This is a genomic window from Pseudomonas neuropathica (genome assembly GCF_051174785.1).
Lineage (GTDB): Bacteria > Pseudomonadota > Gammaproteobacteria > Pseudomonadales > Pseudomonadaceae > Aquipseudomonas > Aquipseudomonas neuropathica_A.
This window is the reverse complement of sequence record NZ_CP195111.1, coordinates 3399955-3415999: the sequence shown is the minus strand read 5'-3', so window position 1 is coordinate 3415999 and position 16045 is coordinate 3399955. Positions and strand designations below refer to the sequence as shown.

Annotated in this window: 15 protein-coding genes; 4 read left to right on the top strand and 11 right to left on the bottom strand. The window is 60.2% G+C overall.

Going from position 1 to position 16045, the window contains the following annotated elements; translation table 11 throughout:
• Nucleotides 1–64: 64 nt before the first annotated feature.
• The 9 genes from ACRRSD_RS15605 to ACRRSD_RS15565 form a co-directional block, all read right to left on the bottom strand.
• Nucleotides 65–691, bottom strand: a complete 627-nt coding sequence (locus ACRRSD_RS15605; protein ID WP_435034210.1) for an ABC-type transport auxiliary lipoprotein family protein — start codon at nt 689–691, stop codon at nt 65–67.
• A complete protein-coding gene (locus ACRRSD_RS15600) occupies nt 688–1626 on the bottom strand; it encodes an MlaD family protein (protein WP_016986431.1) in 939 nt (312 codons plus the stop codon). The genes ACRRSD_RS15605 and ACRRSD_RS15600 overlap by 4 nt, the downstream gene beginning before the upstream one ends.
• 1 nt (nt 1627) lies before the next feature.
• Nucleotides 1628–2431, bottom strand: a complete 804-nt coding sequence (locus tag ACRRSD_RS15595) for an ABC transporter ATP-binding protein (RefSeq protein WP_435034209.1) — start codon at nt 2429–2431, stop codon at nt 1628–1630.
• The gene (locus ACRRSD_RS15590) at nt 2428–3576 is read right to left on the bottom strand and encodes an MlaE family lipid ABC transporter permease subunit (protein ID WP_435034208.1); all 1149 of its coding nucleotides are present in this window, start codon (nt 3574–3576) and stop codon (nt 2428–2430) included. The genes ACRRSD_RS15595 and ACRRSD_RS15590 overlap by 4 nt, the downstream gene beginning before the upstream one ends.
• 54 nt (nt 3577–3630) lie before the next feature.
• Nucleotides 3631–4659, bottom strand: coding sequence for a DUF5924 family protein (locus ACRRSD_RS15585; protein ID WP_435034207.1), 1029 nt, complete (start codon nt 4657–4659; stop codon nt 3631–3633).
• 190 nt (nt 4660–4849) lie between these two features.
• Nucleotides 4850–6241 (bottom strand): M16 family metallopeptidase, encoded by a 1392-nt coding sequence (locus tag ACRRSD_RS15580; protein ID WP_435034206.1) that lies wholly within the window; start codon nt 6239–6241, stop codon nt 4850–4852.
• A 168-nt stretch (nt 6242–6409) separates the two neighbouring features.
• Entirely contained in the window at nt 6410–8068 is a 1659-nt protein-coding gene (locus tag ACRRSD_RS15575) for a Na/Pi cotransporter family protein (RefSeq protein WP_435034205.1), read from the bottom strand.
• Between the two features lie 328 nt (nt 8069–8396).
• The gene (locus ACRRSD_RS15570) at nt 8397–9164 is read right to left on the bottom strand and encodes a TerC family protein (RefSeq protein WP_095119663.1); all 768 of its coding nucleotides are present in this window, start codon (nt 9162–9164) and stop codon (nt 8397–8399) included.
• An 85-nt stretch (nt 9165–9249) separates the two neighbouring features.
• Nucleotides 9250–10557: a CitMHS family transporter gene (locus ACRRSD_RS15565; RefSeq protein WP_095119664.1), complete on the bottom strand. Its 1308-nt coding sequence runs from the start codon at nt 10555–10557 to the stop codon at nt 9250–9252.
• 322 nt (nt 10558–10879) lie between these two features.
• On the opposite strand from ACRRSD_RS15565, the gene ACRRSD_RS15560 reads away from it, so the two are divergent.
• The gene (locus tag ACRRSD_RS15560; RefSeq protein WP_435034204.1) at nt 10880–11281 is read left to right on the top strand and encodes a GFA family protein; all 402 of its coding nucleotides are present in this window, start codon (nt 10880–10882) and stop codon (nt 11279–11281) included.
• Here ACRRSD_RS15560 and ACRRSD_RS15555 read toward each other — a convergent pair whose 3' ends face one another.
• Nucleotides 11282–11608 (bottom strand): DOPA 4,5-dioxygenase family protein, encoded by a 327-nt coding sequence (locus tag ACRRSD_RS15555; RefSeq protein WP_435034203.1) that lies wholly within the window; start codon nt 11606–11608, stop codon nt 11282–11284.
• Nucleotides 11609–11690: 82 nt separating this feature from the next.
• On the opposite strand from ACRRSD_RS15555, the gene ACRRSD_RS15550 reads away from it, so the two are divergent.
• Nucleotides 11691–12356, top strand: a complete 666-nt coding sequence (locus ACRRSD_RS15550) for an NAD(P)-dependent oxidoreductase (protein WP_435034202.1) — start codon at nt 11691–11693, stop codon at nt 12354–12356.
• Between the two features lie 80 nt (nt 12357–12436).
• Here the strand turns inward: ACRRSD_RS15550 and ACRRSD_RS15545 are convergent, their stop codons facing one another.
• The gene (locus ACRRSD_RS15545; RefSeq protein ID WP_435034201.1) at nt 12437–13387 is read right to left on the bottom strand and encodes a choline sulfate utilization transcriptional regulator; all 951 of its coding nucleotides are present in this window, start codon (nt 13385–13387) and stop codon (nt 12437–12439) included.
• Between the two features lie 114 nt (nt 13388–13501).
• Between ACRRSD_RS15545 and betC the strand changes: the two genes are divergently transcribed.
• On the top strand, nt 13502–15016 hold the full coding sequence (betC, locus tag ACRRSD_RS15540) for a choline-sulfatase (protein WP_435034200.1): 1515 nt from the start codon (nt 13502–13504) through the stop codon (nt 15014–15016).
• Nucleotides 15017–15032: 16 nt separating this feature from the next.
• Nucleotides 15033–15953, top strand: a complete 921-nt coding sequence (gene choX / locus ACRRSD_RS15535) for a choline ABC transporter substrate-binding protein (RefSeq protein ID WP_435034199.1) — start codon at nt 15033–15035, stop codon at nt 15951–15953.
• Nucleotides 15954–16045 lie beyond the last annotated feature (92 nt).

The following is a 16045-nucleotide window of genomic DNA, read 5'->3' as shown; positions in this document are numbered from 1 at the left end:
CATCATCGCTGAATGACCCGACGCATTCGCGAGCAAGCTCGCTCCCACAGGGATTGTGTCGGGCTCAAGGTTTTGGGGGGGCGAGTTTCTGGCCTTGGTCGACGGCCCAGGCGACGACTTTGGCGGTCAGGCGATCACTGGCCTGACCAAACCCGGCGACCACTGCTGGCACCTGCACATCGTTCAGAGGCTGACGCTCTTCAAAGCGGCGACTGGCCAGAATCCGCTGGTCATAACCGCGCACGAGCAACGCATCAACCCGCACCACAACGCTGGCCTGCGTGCCCTGATACTCGGTCTGAAACGCCTGCAAACTCCCACCCAATTCCAGATCCGCAGCAAAGTTGCTGTCATCGGTACTGAGCAGCGTCACCCGGCCATCGCGCTGAAAGCCGTCGAGCAAACGATTACGCACCAGCACCGGTGCCGGATCGCTCCAGCGCGAGCCCTTGTAGCTGCTGATCACATCACCTTGTGGAATCACCGCAATCGTCGGCCGGTTCAACGCTTCACTGGCCTGCAGCTTGTTCAGCCGCAGTGACCAGGACTGAGTTGCCGGTGAAATGGTCGAGGCGGGCGCTTGGGCAGTCGGCAGGCGATAGACATCCGACGGCTCGGACTCGGGCAGAATCGAGCAGGCGCTGATCAAGGCAAAACCGGCAGCGAAGAGGGCGAGTCGAGTCAGCTTCATGGCGTGAATTCCTTGTTCTTGTCACGGCCCAGCAGATAACCGCTGGGATTAGCCTCAAGGCGTTGCGAGATGGCGCGCAACGAGGTCAGCGTCTCACGCAGTTCGCGGATCGCCGGAGCCAGGCCATTAAGGCCCTGCATGCCGTTGTCGAGGGAGTTTTCGTTTTTGCTGAGCAAGGTGCTGATGGTGGTGGTGCTTTGTTCCAGCGACTTCATCGCTTGCTCGGCGCTGCCCAATGCCTGTTTGCCCTGGTCGTTGATCAAACCGTTGGCGTTGCGCATCAGCAGCGAGGTCTGTTCGAGCATGCTGCCGGCCTGTTTGCCGACGGTCGCCAGTTGCTGCATCGCCTGTTTGATGTCGCCGCGCTGATCGTTGATCGTCCCGGTGGTTTGCTCCAGATGGGCGAGGGTTTTGCTCACGCGCTCGACGTTCTCGGCAGAGAACATCTGATTGGCGTTCTGCAGCAACGCGGTGATGCCGGTCATCAAATCGTTGGAGTCATTGAGCAATCGCGAAATAGGCGAGGGCGAGGCGACGATGGTTGGAAGATTACCGTCATGCCCACGCAGTTTCGGACTCTCGGGCGTACCACCGCTGAGCTGGATGATCGACGTCCCCGTGATCCCGGCCAGCGCCAGTTTGGCCTGGGTGTCTTCCTTGACCGGCGTATCACCGGCCAGACGAATCCGCGCCAGCACCCGTCGTGGGTCTTTCGGATCGAGGCGCAGGTTGATCACATCGCCGACCTTGATCCCGCTGTACTGCACCGGGCTGCCCTTGGACAGCCCGCTGACCGCCTCGCTGAAGACAATTTCATAATCCTTGAACTCGGTGTCGACGCTGGACTTGGCCAGGAACAAACCGAAGAGCAGGGCGCCTGCCACCACTATCACCGTGAACAGGCCGATCAACACATGATGCGCTCGGGTTTCCATGTCAGACCTCGTTGAGCAATTTGGCGGCGTCCAGCGCCGAGCGGCCGCGCGGGCCGTGGAAGTATTCGTGGATCCACGCGTCGTCGGTTTCCGAGACGACGTCGATGGGACCGGCGACCAGCACTTTCTTCTGCGCCAGCACCGCCACGCGGTCAGTGATGGTGTAGAGCGTGTCGAGGTCGTGGGTCACCAGAAACACGCTGAGGCCGAGCGCATCGCGCAGGGTCAGGATCAATTGGTCGAATTGGGCCGCGCCAATCGGATCGAGGCCGGCGGTGGGCTCATCGAGAAACAGAATGTCTGGATCCAGCGCCAGCGCCCGGGCCAGCGCGGCGCGCTTGATCATGCCGCCGGACAGTGACGCCGGGTATTTGTCCGCTGCCGACAGCGGCAGCCCGGCCAGCGCCAGCTTCACTGCCGCGAGGTGCTCGGCGTCGCTGCGGCTGAGGCCGGCGTGTTCGATAAGGGGCAGGGCGACGTTCTCGGTGACGGTCAGCGAGGAGAACAGCGCGCCTTTCTGGAACAGCACACCGAAGCGCCGCTCGACCAGCGAGCGCTCATGCTCGGACAGGCTCGGCAGGTTCTTGCCAAATACTTTGACCATGCCTTCGCTGGGCCGGCGCAGGCCGACGATGCTGCGCAGCAACACCGATTTGCCACTGCCGGAGCCACCGACCACGGCGAGAATCTCGCCTTTGTGCAAATCCAGATCGAGGTTCTCGTGCACGCTCTGGCTGCCGAAGCGATTGCACAGGCCACGGACTTCGATCACCGCCTCCGAGGGCGCGCGGGGTAGTCGACTCACCAGCCCATCTCCATGAAGAACAGCGCAGCCACCGCGTCGAGCACGATCACCACGAAAATCGATTGGACCACGGCAGAGGTGGTGTGGGCGCCGACCGACTCGGCGCTGCCGCTGACCTTGAAGCCTTCCAGGCAACCAATCGCGGCGATGATGAAGGCGAAAATCGGCGCCTTCACCAAGCCGACCAGAAAGTGCTGAACGCCGATGTCCGACTGCAGCAGGGTCAGGAACATCGCCGGCGAGATATCCAGCGACACGGCGCAGACCACGCCGCCGCCAATGATCCCGCAGAGCATCGCCAGAAACGTCAGCATCGGCAGCGCCACCAGCATCGCCAGCACGCGCGGCACCACCAGCAGCTCCATCGGGTCGAGGCCGAGGGTGCGGATCGCGTCGATTTCCTCGTTGGCCTTCATCGAGCCGATCTGTGCGGTGAAGGCACTGGCGGTGCGCCCGGCCATCAGGATCGCTGTAAGCAGTACGCCGAACTCACGCAGAAACGAGAACCCGACCAGGTCCACGGTAAAAATCGTCGCGCCGAAACTGGCCAGCACCGTGGCGCCGAGAAACGCCACCACCGCGCCGACCAGAAAGGTCAGCAGCGCCACGATCGGCGCGGCGTCGAGGCCGGTCTGTTCGATGTGCGCGATCATCGGCGTGATGCGCCAACGCTTGGGCCGGAACAGGCTGCGTGCGATGGTTTCCATGATCAGGCCGACGAAGCCGAGCAGTTGCAGGGTGTCTTGCCAGACCGTGTCGACGGCGCGGCCGATGCGCGTCAGCAACTGCACGCTGACGCTGATTTCCGGTTCCTTGATCGGCACGCAGAAGTCGGTCATCGAGGAGTACACGGTTTGCAGCAGCGCGCGGTCGGCGGAGGTCAGGGTGCAATCGGGATGTTCGGCGGATTGGCCGAGGCGTTCGGAGCCAAGCAGTTCAACCAGCAGCGACGCGCCAGCGGTGTCGAGGGCGCCGAGGCTGTTGAGGTCGATCGGGGTGTTGGCGTCGTACTGGCCGTGGAGTTTTTCGCTAAGCGTCTTGAGCTCGGCGTAATGGGCAAGCGTCCAGTCCCCCGTAACCCGCAGGCGGGCAGGGGTTATCGACGTGTCCAGTTGGGCATTACCGCTGATCGAGCTGCTGGTCATAAGCTCCGTGCTTGTTCGGCCTTTATGCGAACTAACGTAATAGCACGAACCGGGTTACTTTTCTTTGATCGCTGTGCTGTCCGTGACTTCGAAGCGCAGCACGCCGATCACCTGGCCATCCTCGGTCAGCACGCGCACCTGCCATTTACCCGCCGGGTTAGCGGGGAAGTTCTGCTTGTGCGTCCACGCGCGATAGCCTTCCTTGCGCCCGCCGTGGATGTCGAGGGCGATGCGGTCGACCTCTTTGCCGTTGAATTGCCAGACGTGATAAATCCGCTCATCCAGCCCGCGCGGCGCGTTGATCGCGGTGTAGGCGTACAGGCCATCGCCACGAATCTGCTCGGCGCTGACCGTGTCGAGGCTGGCACCGGGAGTGCGGTCCTGCATTTGCGTGCTGATCGCCACGTCGGTCATCCATAGCGTCGCCGGCGGCACCCACGAACGCAGCGCCCAACCTACGCCGCCGATACCGACGGTGATGCACAGGATCGCCAGGGCATTGCGCAGCGTGCGGATCGGGAAAATCGACGCCAGACTCGGGAACGACAACAGCACGGCAATGCCCAGCGCCCACTTGAAGCTCTGCGCGGTGGTCAGGTGCATGATCACCGGCAACGCAGTGAGCAGGGCGGCGAACAGGGTCAGCGTGTGCAGCGCGAGAAACGCCCAGCGCCGTGGCGCCAGCCATTTGTAATAGAGCGGATCGACGATGGAAATCAGGGCAGCAACGCTGAGCAGCCCGGTGAAGAACAACTGGCCACTGTTCCATGTCGTGGTGATGAAGAAGAATGGCAGGACGAAAAACAGGCTTTCCTGATGGATCATCTGCGTCGCGTAACGCAGCAGCGGCTGGGGGATCTCGCGTTTGAACACGCGGGTGAAGAGACCCGTGAGGGTGTTTTCCAGCATCAGCCAGATCCAGCTGAGCAGCATGATCACGGTGATCCAGCTCGCCAGGCCCTGCTGACGATCGACCATGATGAAACTGCCGACCCCGGAGATGAAACCGCCGAGCGCAATGACCCCGGGATAGCGCTTCATCAGTTCGAGAATGCGCTGGATCAGGAGCTGTATTTTTGGCATTTGGGCGGTTCACGACTGGATAGGAAAAAACCTCGACAGAGTAGCGCCCGCCGGGCGCTGTGGCGAGGCTGCCGGTCACTTAAAACCAACGCATTCCCCCTGTGGGAGCGAGCCTGCTCGCGAATGCGCTGGGTCACAACATTGCATTGACTGACACGACGCCTTCGCGAGCAGGCTCGCTCCCACTGGGTCAGTGTTCGGCGGGTTTGCGGCGGTGATGCAAACGCCAGCCGATCAGGATCAGCAACACCAGACCCAAGCCACCCGCACTCAACCACAACACCTGATCATCACTGAGCAACGGCTTTTCAATCCGCAGATACCCCGGTTGCAGCAACAACTCACGCATCGCCTTGTTCGCCGCCGCCAACGTCACGCCTTGCAGCTCCCGCGCCGGGTTGGCGAAGCGGCCATCCTGGTAATCACTCAGTGCACTCCAGTAGTAATCCGCCATCGCGCTATTACCCTGCACCGCCCACGCCTGATGGGCGATCGAGGCCTGTTTGATCCGCGCAAAGGTGTCCGGGTCGAGGCCGTTTTTCAGCAGATCAGCCTTGAGGTCTTCCAGCACCTGGATGGCCTCGTCGACGTCATCGCGATCGAGGTCGGCATTCAGGCTCATGAAACCGACGCCGCCAAACACCTCACGCTCAGCCCACGGCCCGTAGGACAAACCATGGTTGAGGCGGATCTGTCGGTACAGCGCCCAGTCGAGGTAATCCTTGAGAATGTCGAAGGTCTGGTCGTACTGATCATCGATCACCGGCTCCGGCACCAGCCAGTGCAGCTTGGCGCTGTCGCCGATAAAGCCTCGGGTGAGGGTGCGTTCATGGGCGGCGCTGGTACGGATGTCCGGCAGCGGGCGGTGCTCGCTCGGATCGACCGCTTCGAGGGTGCCCCAAGTGCGTTCCAGATAGGCCGGTAGCAGTTTGTCGAGTTCGCCGACGACGATCAGGGTCATGTTGTTCGGCGCGTACCAGGCCTTGCGCACCTTCTCCAGCTGTTCCTGAGTCAGATGGCCGACCTCGGCCCGTTGCGGGCATTTCAGGCCCAGTTCGACGGCGAGTTGATTGCTCGCGGTGTGGCCGAGATCCTGACGATCGAGAAAACGTTGCAGCCGTGTGTAATGGCCGCCGTCCTCACGCTCGACCACGCGTTTGGCGGCGTTGATTGCGTTGTCGTCGATGCGCGTTTGCGTGAGCAGAGCAAGCAGCAGGTCGAGCACTTTGCGCTGGTTTTTCGCCGGTGCTTCGATGACAAACGTGGTGTCGGCGTTACTGGTGAAGGCGTTCCAGTCACCGCCCAGTGCCTGCATGCGCTCCTCTAAACCGCCTTCGCCGGTGGCGTCGATGCCGCTGAACAACAAGTGCTCAAGCAGGTGCGGCAGCTCCTTTTCATCGCAATCGAAATCATCAAGGCCGACGCCGACCACCAGCCGGATCGCCACGTGCCCACGTTCGGTGCCGGGCTTGAGCATCAGTTGCAAACCGTTGGGCAGCGCATAGCCTTCGACCTGAAAACGATCCAGGGCGAAGGAGGGCAGGGAACCGAGTAACAGACAGGCGAACAACAGGCAACGCATAACAGGCTTCCATACGGCTGATTTGGAGATCCGTGTCGTCAGTCAGGGCCCCATCGCGAGCAGGCTCACTCCTGCATTTGGAATGCGTCCCCCTGTAGGAGTGAGCCTGCTCGCGATAGCGGCCTGAAGGCTGAATCAATGTAACTGACTAAACCCAGCCCCAGACGTTCAAGGCGAATGCGTTATATCGGCAATATCATCCGCCGCCAGCGCCCCGGTATCCGCCGTTTCCAGCACCACATACGCACTGCCGCAAAACAGCGAATTCAAGCGTTTCATGTCGGCAATCAACTCCAGGTGCAGCGAACTGGTCTCGATACTCTGCACGATCTTGCGTTGCAAACGGCTGACATGCGCGTGGGCCAGCCGCCGTTCCTGTGCGCGAAAGCGGCGTTTCTCGCGCAACAACTGCCGGGCACTTTCGCGGTCACCGCTGAGGAATACCGAGAGCCCCAGACGCAGGTTGGAAATCAGTTGCTGCTGCAATCCGGCCAGATCCTCCAGACCTTCTTCAGAAAACGAACGGCGCTGCGAAGTCTTCTGTTGCTGGATCTTGCGCAGCATGCGTTCGATCAGGTCGCTGGCCAGTTTCAGGTTGATCGACAGCTCGATGATCTCGGCCCAGCGTCGACTGTCCTGCTCGCCGAGGTCTTCGCGGGGCATCTGCGCCAGGTAGAGTTTGATCGCGCTGTACAAGGATTCGATGTCATCGGTCAGCCGGCGTATTTCCTGGGTGACAGCGGTCTGCTTGCCGCGCAGTACATCAAGGGTGGCGTCGAGCATGTTCTCCAGCAGATCACCCATGCGCAGGGTTTCCCGCGCGGCGTTGGCCAGTGCCAGACTCGGCGTGACCAGCGCCGTGGCGTCGAGGTGACGCGGCTTGGCGGTGCCGTTGACCTCGGGGCGCTCCGGCAGCAGCCACGCGCAGAGTCGCGCCATCGGCCCTACCGAAGGCAGGAGAATCAGGCAGCGCGCAGTGTTGTAGAGCAGATGAAAGCCGATGACCATTTCCTGCGGGCTGAAGTCGAGGCTGTCGATCCAGTGCACCAGTGGGTCGAGCACCGGGATGATCAGCAACAGGCCGATCAGCTTGTACAACAGGCTGCCCAGTGCCACTTGCCGGCCGGCGGCGTTCTGCATGCTGGTGCTCATAAAGGCGAGTATGCCGCTGCCGATGTTGGCGCCGATCACCAGGCCGATCGCCACCGGCAGGCTGATCACACTGGCCCCGGCCAAGGTCGCGGTGAGCAGCACGGCGGCGAGACTGGAGTAGGAAATCATCGCGAACAAGGCGCCGACCAAGGCGTCGAGGAGAATGTCACCGGTCAACGAGGCGAAAATCACCTTCACCCCTTGTGCGTGGGTGATTGGCGCAGCAGCCTCAACGATCAATTGCAGCGCGAGAATGATCAGCCCGAGGCCGATGGACACTCGGCCCATCTGCCCAAGGCGCGTCTGTTTGCGCGACAGAAAGAAAATCACCCCGAGGAAAATCAGCAGCGGCGACAGCCACGACAGATCGAACGTCAGCACCCGCGCCATCAACGCGGTACCGACGTCGGCGCCGAGCATGGTCGCCAGCGCCGGGGTCAGCGCCATCAGGCCCTGGCCGACGAATGAGGTCACGAGCATGGCGGTGGCGTTGCTGCTCTGCACCATCGCGGTGACGACGATGCCGGCGACGAACGCGAGCCAGCGCCTGGACATGTTCTGGCCGATCACATGGCGCAGGTTGGTGCCGTAAACCCGCAGGATGCCGGTTCGGACGATGTGCGTGCCCCAGATCAGCAGGGCCACGGCGGAAAGCAGATTGAGCAGGGTGAGCATGCAGACCCCCTCTAGTAGCAGCGCCCCAGAGGGGCAAGTGGACGGCACCGCGCGGTTTCTACGTTTTTGATACTTAAGCTGTAGTTGGCTAACGGTCTGCGCGCCAGCATTGCACAGCTAAAGTGCTGATTGAAACAAAAGTGTCATGAAACTGGGTTCATTCACCCATCCGAATCCGACACGTTCCCCCTGTGTTACCCAAAACAAATGTGGGAGCGAGCTTGCTCGCGAAAGCGGTGGGCCAGCCAACATTTCTATCGACTGACACGAAGCCTTCGCGAGCAAGCTCGCTCCCACAGGGGGCATTGCGTACGTCTGGACTACCGGGTTACTGGCCCGGAATGTCCTTGCGCAGTTTCACCGGATCTTGCTGCTGCCGCTTCTTGGCCATCGCGCCACGCAGTTTGATGTTGATCGCTTCCACCGCCAGCGAGAACGCCATGGCGAAGTAGACGTAGCCTTTGGGCACATGCACGTCGAACGATTCGGCAATCAGCACGGTACCGACCACCAGCAGGAACGACAGCGCGAGCATTTTCAGCGACGGGTGCTTGTCGATGAACTCGCTGATCTTGCCCGAGGCCAGCATCATCACCAGCACCGCCACAACAATCGCCGCGACCATCACCGGCACGTGGGAAACCATGCCCACTGCCGTGATCACCGAATCCAGCGAGAAGACGATGTCGATGATCGCAATCTGGATGATGGTGTAGAGGAAGTTGCCGCCCTTGCCACCGGGGGTGTCGTCGCTTTCGTCTTCGCCTTCCAGTGCGTGGTACATCTCTTGCGAGCTCTTCCACAGCAGGAACAGACCACCGAAGAACAGGATCAGGTCGCGGCCGGAAATGCCTTGGCCGAACACTTCGAACAGGTCAGCGGTGAGGCGCATGACCCAAGTGATCGACAGCAGCAACAGGATGCGGGTGATCATGGCCAGGCCAAGACCGAAGATCCGGGTGCGCTGCTGCATGTGTTTGGGCATGCGGCTGACCAGGATCGAAATCATGATGATGTTATCGATGCCGAGGACGATTTCCAGGGCGGTCAGGGTGAAGAAGGCAACCCAGATTTCGGGGTTGGTCAGCCATTCCATGTGTATTCCTTTGAGCAATTGTTAAACCGAAAAAGGTCCGGGCTTCAAACCGCGAAGCCAGGACCCGAAACGGTGAGTCTTGGGCTTATAGAGTGCTGAACACCGGGAAAGTCCCCAACAGCAGTGCAGCAATCAGGATGCAGATACAAACTAGGATCGCCCATTTCAGGGTGAAACGCTGGTGGTCACCGAAATCGATGCCGGCCAGGGCCACCAACAGATAGGTCGATGGCACCAACGGGCTCAGCAAGTGGACGGGCTGACCGACGATCGAGGCACGGGCCATTTCCACTGCGGTGATCCCATAGTGGCTGGCGGCTTCGGCCAACACCGGCAACACGCCATAGTAGAACGCATCGTTGGACATGAAGAAGGTGAACGGCATGCTCACCAGCGCCGTGATCACGGCCAGGTACGGGCCGAGAAAATCCGGGATCACTGCCAACAGGCTCTTCGACATCGCATCGACCATGCCGGTGCCCGACAGGATACCGGTGAAGATACCCGCCGCAAAGATCAGCCCGACCACTGCCAGCACGCTACCGGCGTGAGCCGCAACGCGATCCTTCTGCATCTGCAGGCAAGGGTAGTTGACGATCATGGCAATACTGAACGCGACCATGAATAGAACCGGCAATGGCAGCAGGCCGGCGATCAGCGTGCACATCAGGCCGAAGGTCAGGGCGCCGTTGAACCAGATCAGTTTTGGACGGCGAGCGTCGGGGAATTGCGAGACGCTGATTTCGCTGTGATCGACATCATCGCCAACCAGATGCAGCTCACCCAGACGCGCACGCTCACGCTTACCGTAAAAGTAGGCGATGACCAGGATCGCCAGAACACCAGCCGCCATCGCCGGAATCATCGGCACGAAGATGTCCGACGGGTCGACATGCAGCGCACTGGCGGCACGGGCAGTCGGGCCACCCCACGGCGTCATGTTCATCACGCCACCGGCGAGGATGATCAGGCCGGCCATGATCCGCGGGCTCATGCCGATGCGGCTGTACAGCGGCAGCATGGCGGCCACGCAGATCATGTAAGTGGTCGCGCCGTCACCATCGAGGGAAACGACGAGCGCCAGTACGGCGGTGCCGACCGAAACCTTCAGCGGGTCGCCCTTGACCAGTTTGAGGATCTTGCGCACGGCCGGGTCGAACAGGCCGGAGTCGATCATCAGGGCGAAATAGAGAATGGCGAACATCAGCATCACGCCGGTCGGCGCCAGCTTGGTGATGCCTTCGAGCATCATCGGGCCGATCTTCGGTGCAAAACCGCCGAACAGGGCGAAGACGATCGGGATGATGATCAGAGCGATCAGCGCGGACAGGCGCTTGGTCATGATCAGGAACATGAACGTGATGACCATGGCGAAGCCAAGGAAAGTCAGCATGGGAATACTCCAGGCGTAGCGCGGCTAGTTAAATGAGCGGATCGGGCCGATCAGCGCAGAACGGGAAGCACGAGACGTACGGGCGGAGTTGAAGCGAGGAGGCGGGTTACAGAGGACATCAGAATCACCATTGTTGTTGTTAATTGGGCCGTTCGTGCGAGGTATCACACGCATTGGCCAACCGGTCTGTTGCCGGAAGTGGAGGCGATGCTAATCGGGGAAGCTTTCAGCTACCTTTCGCTGCAGAAAGCTTTGGGTGAACGGTCAACCGGCCGTCGGATGCGAACCTGAGTCAATAAACACGGGAAGGAGGGCTTTGATCATGAGCCAATTGCACAGCGGCGGCTGCCATTGCGGACACATTCGTTATCAGTTCAGCGGGGCGTTGCAGGATATCGCCCATTGCCATTGTTCGATTTGCCGCAAGGTCAGCGGTGGAATCGTCACGACGTGGATCACGGTGCCAGCGGCGAATTTTCAATGGCTGGCCGCTACGCCGTCGCGTTATGACTCCTCAGGCAGTTGCGCGCGGTTCTTCTGCCCGCACTGCGGCGCGCAACTGGCACTGGTGACATTGCTCAGTCCCGAGAGCATCGACGTGACCATCGCCACCCTTGATCACCCCGAGCAGGCACCCGCCGAACGCCACATCTGGACCGACAGCCAATTGCCTTGGCTGCATCTGGACGAGCATCTGCCGGGCGAAGCCGAAGAAACGATCTGATCAGAAAACAGACAGATTCAGCGGTCGGATCGCGCCCATCCAGATCGCGTGCTCGGTGTGATCAAGCAAATCATCCCCGGTGTCCGGGTGCAAAAACACCACCAAGCCCTGGCGATTGAGCGCCAGCCACGGCAGCACATCACCGATCAGCTCTGGGCCGAAGGCCAATTGGCAACTCCAGTCGGGATGCGGGCCGACCGGGCGCTCGTGAACCCGACCCATCTTCAACGCAAACAACTGCGCAGCCCGCTCGCACAAGGCCCGTGCCTGCTCGATGGTGCCGGCGTCGAAATAGACGTGGGCGTGGTAACCCTTGATCGCTTGCATCTGAAAGCCTCTGAATCGGTTCGAACCCTCGGCGTTGCCCGTATGTCACACGCCATACAAGGGATAACAAAAGGGATCAGCCATGAAAAATGCCGAAACCCCGGCGGTAAAAGTGGTGCTCTATGGTGCCATGAGTAGCCTGGGCAGCGCGTTGATGGCTGAATTGCTGCGCCGTCAGCATGAAGTCATCGCCATTCTCGACGATTTGACTGCACTGGCACCGCGTCCTGGCTTGCGCACCAAAACGGGCGATCTGTTCGATCTGGAGCGGGTCAATCAGAGTGTCGCGGGCAGTTCGGCGGTCATCTGCTTACTGGATGCACCGGGCTTGCCGTTTAGCAGCGATCATGTGGAACGCTCGGTCGTGCTAGGCCCGGTCGAACAGGTGTTGGCAGTCGACGCACTGGTCGACGGACTGCAAGCGGCCAATGTTTCGCGGCTGTTTCTGGTGGGGGATTTTGCCGTGCTCGATGAGCCGGATGTCGATGATCGCCTGCAACGCCATGCCGCCGAAGAAATTCTCGAAGCCGTGCAAAGCAGCCCGCTGCACTGGACGCTGGTGAATGCGCCGCACGGTGTGGCCGGGCTGACGATTGAGCATTTCAGTCAGGTTGGCGGCAATCTCGAACCGGGTCTGGCCGAACCGATGGAGCGCTTGAATCGCGTGGCGGTGGGGATTGCTGATGAGCTGCGACTGAATTTGCATGTGGGTCAGCACGTGAATTTTGTGGCGGCTTCAGATTCGTAAAAGATCGCAGCCTTCGGCAGCTCCTACAGGGGACCGCGTTCCAGATGTAGGAGCTGCCGCAGGCTGCGATCTTTTAACTTTCAAACCGCGATCGAAGGCAGTGCGAGTCCATTAAGCGACTCAGCGCTGCTCGCCTGCTCCGCCATCAACCAATCGACAAACTGTTGAATCAACGCGCCCCGGCGTTTGCGTTGCGGCAGCACCACGTAATAACCCAACCGCGACAGCGTGGTTTCAGCAATCGGCCGGCACAACAAACCTTGGCTCAGCAAGTTATCCACAAGGTGCCGCCAACCAATGGCCACGCCTTGGCCGCCGATCGCGGCCTGAATCAACAGCGTGTAATTATCGAAGCGCAGTTGCCCCGGCGCTGGTGGCGTGGTGATGCCCAACTCGCGAAACAATCCACTCCAGTCAAACCAGTTGCTGCTGTTTTCACCGCGCAAATGCAGCAGCGGCAAGTCCAGTAACGCGGGAGCGGGCAGGGGCGTCGGACGATCCTTGAGCAACTGCGGACTGCACACCGGGAACACTTCTTCGCTGAACAGCCAATGGCTCTCGCCCTGCTTGAAACGCCCGTCGCCAAACAGGATCGCCACGTCGATATCGGTGCGCAGCATGTTGTGGTTGCGCTCGCTGGTGACCAGGCTGACGTCGACGTGGGGATTGGCCTCGTGAAAGCGATGCAGGCGTGGCATCAGCCAATAGGCGGCGAAGGCGAAGTCGGTAGCGACCTGCAGCACCTCATGTTGCTGCTGTGCGCTGATCGCGCTCAATCCTGCGTCGATATTCTGCAAACCGAGGCTAACTTGCTCAAACAGGATCGCGCCAACCTCGGTCAGTTCAATGCCGCGATAGATGCGATCAAACAGGCGCGTGCCGAGTTGTTCTTCCAACCGTTTGATCTGCTGACTGATCGCCGGCTGGGTGGTGCCGAGTTCAACCGACGCGGCGGTGAAACTGCGATGTCGGGCCGCCGCTTCAAAGGCACGCAACAGGTCGAGGGACAGATCACCCAAAGCTTCATACATAAGCAGTGCTTATCCTAGTCATTGTCCGGCACGGGCTTTACCGGATACAGCATGGACTCCATGCTCGATCGCAGCAATGTCGCATAAATATTCACTATGGAATGCCGCGATCACATGAAGCGCAAGAATATTCTTTTCATCATGGCCGATCAGATGGCCGCGCCAATGTTGCCGTTCTACGGCCCTTCGCCGATCAAACTGCCGAATCTCTCCCGCCTCGCCGCCCAAGGCGTGGTGTTCGACGCCGCTTACTGCAACAGCCCGTTGTGCGCGCCCTCGCGCTTCACCTTGGTCAGTGGCCAGTTGCCGAGCAAGATCGGCGCCTACGACAACGCCGCCGATTTCCCTGCCGATGTGCCGACTTACGCCCATTACCTGCGCCGCCTCGGTTACCGCACCGCGCTGTCAGGCAAGATGCATTTCTGTGGCCCCGATCAGTTGCACGGCTACGAAGAACGCCTGACCAGCGATATCTACCCGGCCGATTACGGTTGGGCGGTGAACTGGGACGAGCCGGACGTGCGCCCGAGCTGGTATCACAACATGTCTTCAGTGTTGCAGGCCGGTCCGTGTGTGCGTACCAACCAACTCGATTTTGATGAAGAGGTGGTGTTCAAGGCGCAGCAATACCTGTTCGATCACATTCGCGAGGACGGCGATCAGCCGTTCTGCCTGACCGTATCAATGACTCACCCACACGACCCGTACACCATTCCCAAGGCGTTCTGGGATTTGTATGACGATGCTGATATCCCGTTGCCTACAACGCCGGATCAACACGAACTCGATCCGCACTCGCAACGTTTGCTCAAGGTTTACGACCTGTGGGACAAGCCATTGCCTGTGGATAAGATCCGCGACGCGCGCCGGGCTTACTTCGGGGCGTGCAGTTATATCGATGCCAACGTCGGCAAACTCCTGCAAACCCTCGAAGAAACCGGACTGATCGATGACACCATCATCGTCTTCTCCGGTGACCACGGCGACATGCTTGGCGAAAAAGGCCTCTGGTACAAAATGCACTGGTACGAAATGGCGGCCCGTGTGCCCCTGTTGATAAGTGCCCCAGGCCAATTCGATTCCACCCGCGTTAGCGCTGCCGTATCGACCGCCGACCTGTTGCCGACCTTCGTTGAACTGGCCGGCGGCACGCTGGAACCAGGCTTGCCGCTGGACGGCCGCTCACTGGTTTCACACCTGCAAGGGCAGGGCGGTCATGACGAAGTATTCGGCGAATACATGGCCGAGGGCACCATCAGCCCGTTGATGATGATCCGTCGCGGCGCCTACAAATTTATCTACAGTGAAAGCGACCCCTGCCTGCTCTTCGACGTAGACAACGATCCGCGTGAGCTGGAAGAACTCAGCCAATCGCCGCAACATCGCCAGCTTTTCGACGATTTTCTTGCCGAAGCGCGGGCCAAGTGGGACATTCCGGCGATTCACCGGGAAGTCCTCGCCAGCCAGCGCCGTCGGCGTTTTGTTGCCGACGCCTTAACCATCGGCAAGCTGAAGAGCTGGGATCACCAGCCGCTGGTGGACGCCAGTCAGCAGTACATGCGCAACCACATCGATCTCGATGATCTGGAGCGCAAAGCACGTTATCCACAACCCTGCCAAAATCAATAATGTTAAGGGGAAGTCCATGCGCAAGTTATCCACAGCAGTGACGGTTGGCCTGATCGCGTTGAGCAGCGCTTCGGCCTTCGCCGAGCAGAGCTGCGACACGGTGAAGATGGCCGATCCGGGCTGGAGCGACATCGCCGCGACCAATGCGATCACCGGGTTTCTGCTGGACGGCATGGGCTATAAGGCCAAGGTCGACACCCTCGCGGTGCCGATTACCTTTGGCGGGTTGAAGGATGGCCAGGTGGATGTCTTTCTCGGCAACTGGATGCCGGCGCAGCAGGGCTTCTACGACAAGTTCGTTGCCACCGGTGACGTCACACAATTGGCGAAGAACCTTGACGGCACCGAATTCACCCTCGCCGTGCCGGACTATGTGTGGGACGCGGGTGTGCATAACTTTGCCGACCTGAACAAATACGCGGACAAATTCGACAAGAAGATCTACGGCATCGGTTCGGGCGCGCCGGCGAATATCTCGCTGCAGGAAATCATCAAGAAGAACGACTTCGACATGGGTCAGTGGAAGCTGATCGAGTCCAGCGAACAGGCGATGTTGGCGGAAGTTTCGCGGGCGGTGAAAAAACAGAAATTCGTCACCTTCCTCGGTTGGACCCCGCACCCGATGAATGTGCAATTGAAAATGCATTATCTGAAGGGTGGCGAGAAATACTTTGGCGATACCGGCAGCGTGTTTACGCTGACGCGCAAGGGCTATGCCGAAGCCTGTCCGAATGTGGGTAAATTGCTGACCAATCTGTCGTTCACTCAGGAGATGGAGAACAGCATCATGGCCGAGGTGGTGAACAAGAAGGTCAGCAATGCCGAGGCGGCCAAGGCGTGGATCAAGGCGAACCCGGCGGTGCTGGACAAGTGGCTGGATGGGGTGAAGACCGTAGATGGCAAGGATGCGTTGGTGGCGGTCAAAGCCAAGCTCTGATCGTGGGATTGCTGGAATTGTGCACTGCTTGAGATTTTTGCCCCCTCACCCCAGCCCTCTCCCCCAGAGGGGGCGAGGGGGAAAGGGAGCCG

Coding starts and splice junctions, on each gene's coding strand:
- ACRRSD_RS15575 (WP_435034205.1), bottom strand. CDS start 8,068: ATGCTCACCCTGCTCAATCTGCTTTCCGCCGTGGCCCTGCTGATCTGG.
- ACRRSD_RS15600 (WP_016986431.1), bottom strand. CDS start 1,626: ATGGAAACCCGAGCGCATCATGTGTTGATCGGCCTGTTCACGGTGATA.
- ACRRSD_RS15550 (WP_435034202.1), top strand. CDS start 11,691: ATGAAAAATGCCGAAACCCCGGCGGTAAAAGTGGTGCTCTATGGTGCC.
- ACRRSD_RS15570 (WP_095119663.1), bottom strand. CDS start 9,164: ATGGAATGGCTGACCAACCCCGAAATCTGGGTTGCCTTCTTCACCCTG.
- ACRRSD_RS15560 (WP_435034204.1), top strand. CDS start 10,880: ATGAGCCAATTGCACAGCGGCGGCTGCCATTGCGGACACATTCGTTAT.
- ACRRSD_RS15585 (WP_435034207.1), bottom strand. CDS start 4,659: ATGCCAAAAATACAGCTCCTGATCCAGCGCATTCTCGAACTGATGAAG.
- choX (WP_435034199.1), top strand. CDS start 15,033: ATGCGCAAGTTATCCACAGCAGTGACGGTTGGCCTGATCGCGTTGAGC.
- ACRRSD_RS15545 (WP_435034201.1), bottom strand. CDS start 13,387: ATGTATGAAGCTTTGGGTGATCTGTCCCTCGACCTGTTGCGTGCCTTT.
- ACRRSD_RS15565 (WP_095119664.1), bottom strand. CDS start 10,557: ATGCTGACTTTCCTTGGCTTCGCCATGGTCATCACGTTCATGTTCCTG.
- ACRRSD_RS15555 (WP_435034203.1), bottom strand. CDS start 11,608: ATGCAAGCGATCAAGGGTTACCACGCCCACGTCTATTTCGACGCCGGC.
- betC (WP_435034200.1), top strand. CDS start 13,502: ATGAAGCGCAAGAATATTCTTTTCATCATGGCCGATCAGATGGCCGCG.
- ACRRSD_RS15605 (WP_435034210.1), bottom strand. CDS start 691: ATGAAGCTGACTCGACTCGCCCTCTTCGCTGCCGGTTTTGCCTTGATC.
- ACRRSD_RS15590 (WP_435034208.1), bottom strand. CDS start 3,576: ATGACCAGCAGCTCGATCAGCGGTAATGCCCAACTGGACACGTCGATA.
- ACRRSD_RS15580 (WP_435034206.1), bottom strand. CDS start 6,241: ATGCGTTGCCTGTTGTTCGCCTGTCTGTTACTCGGTTCCCTGCCCTCC.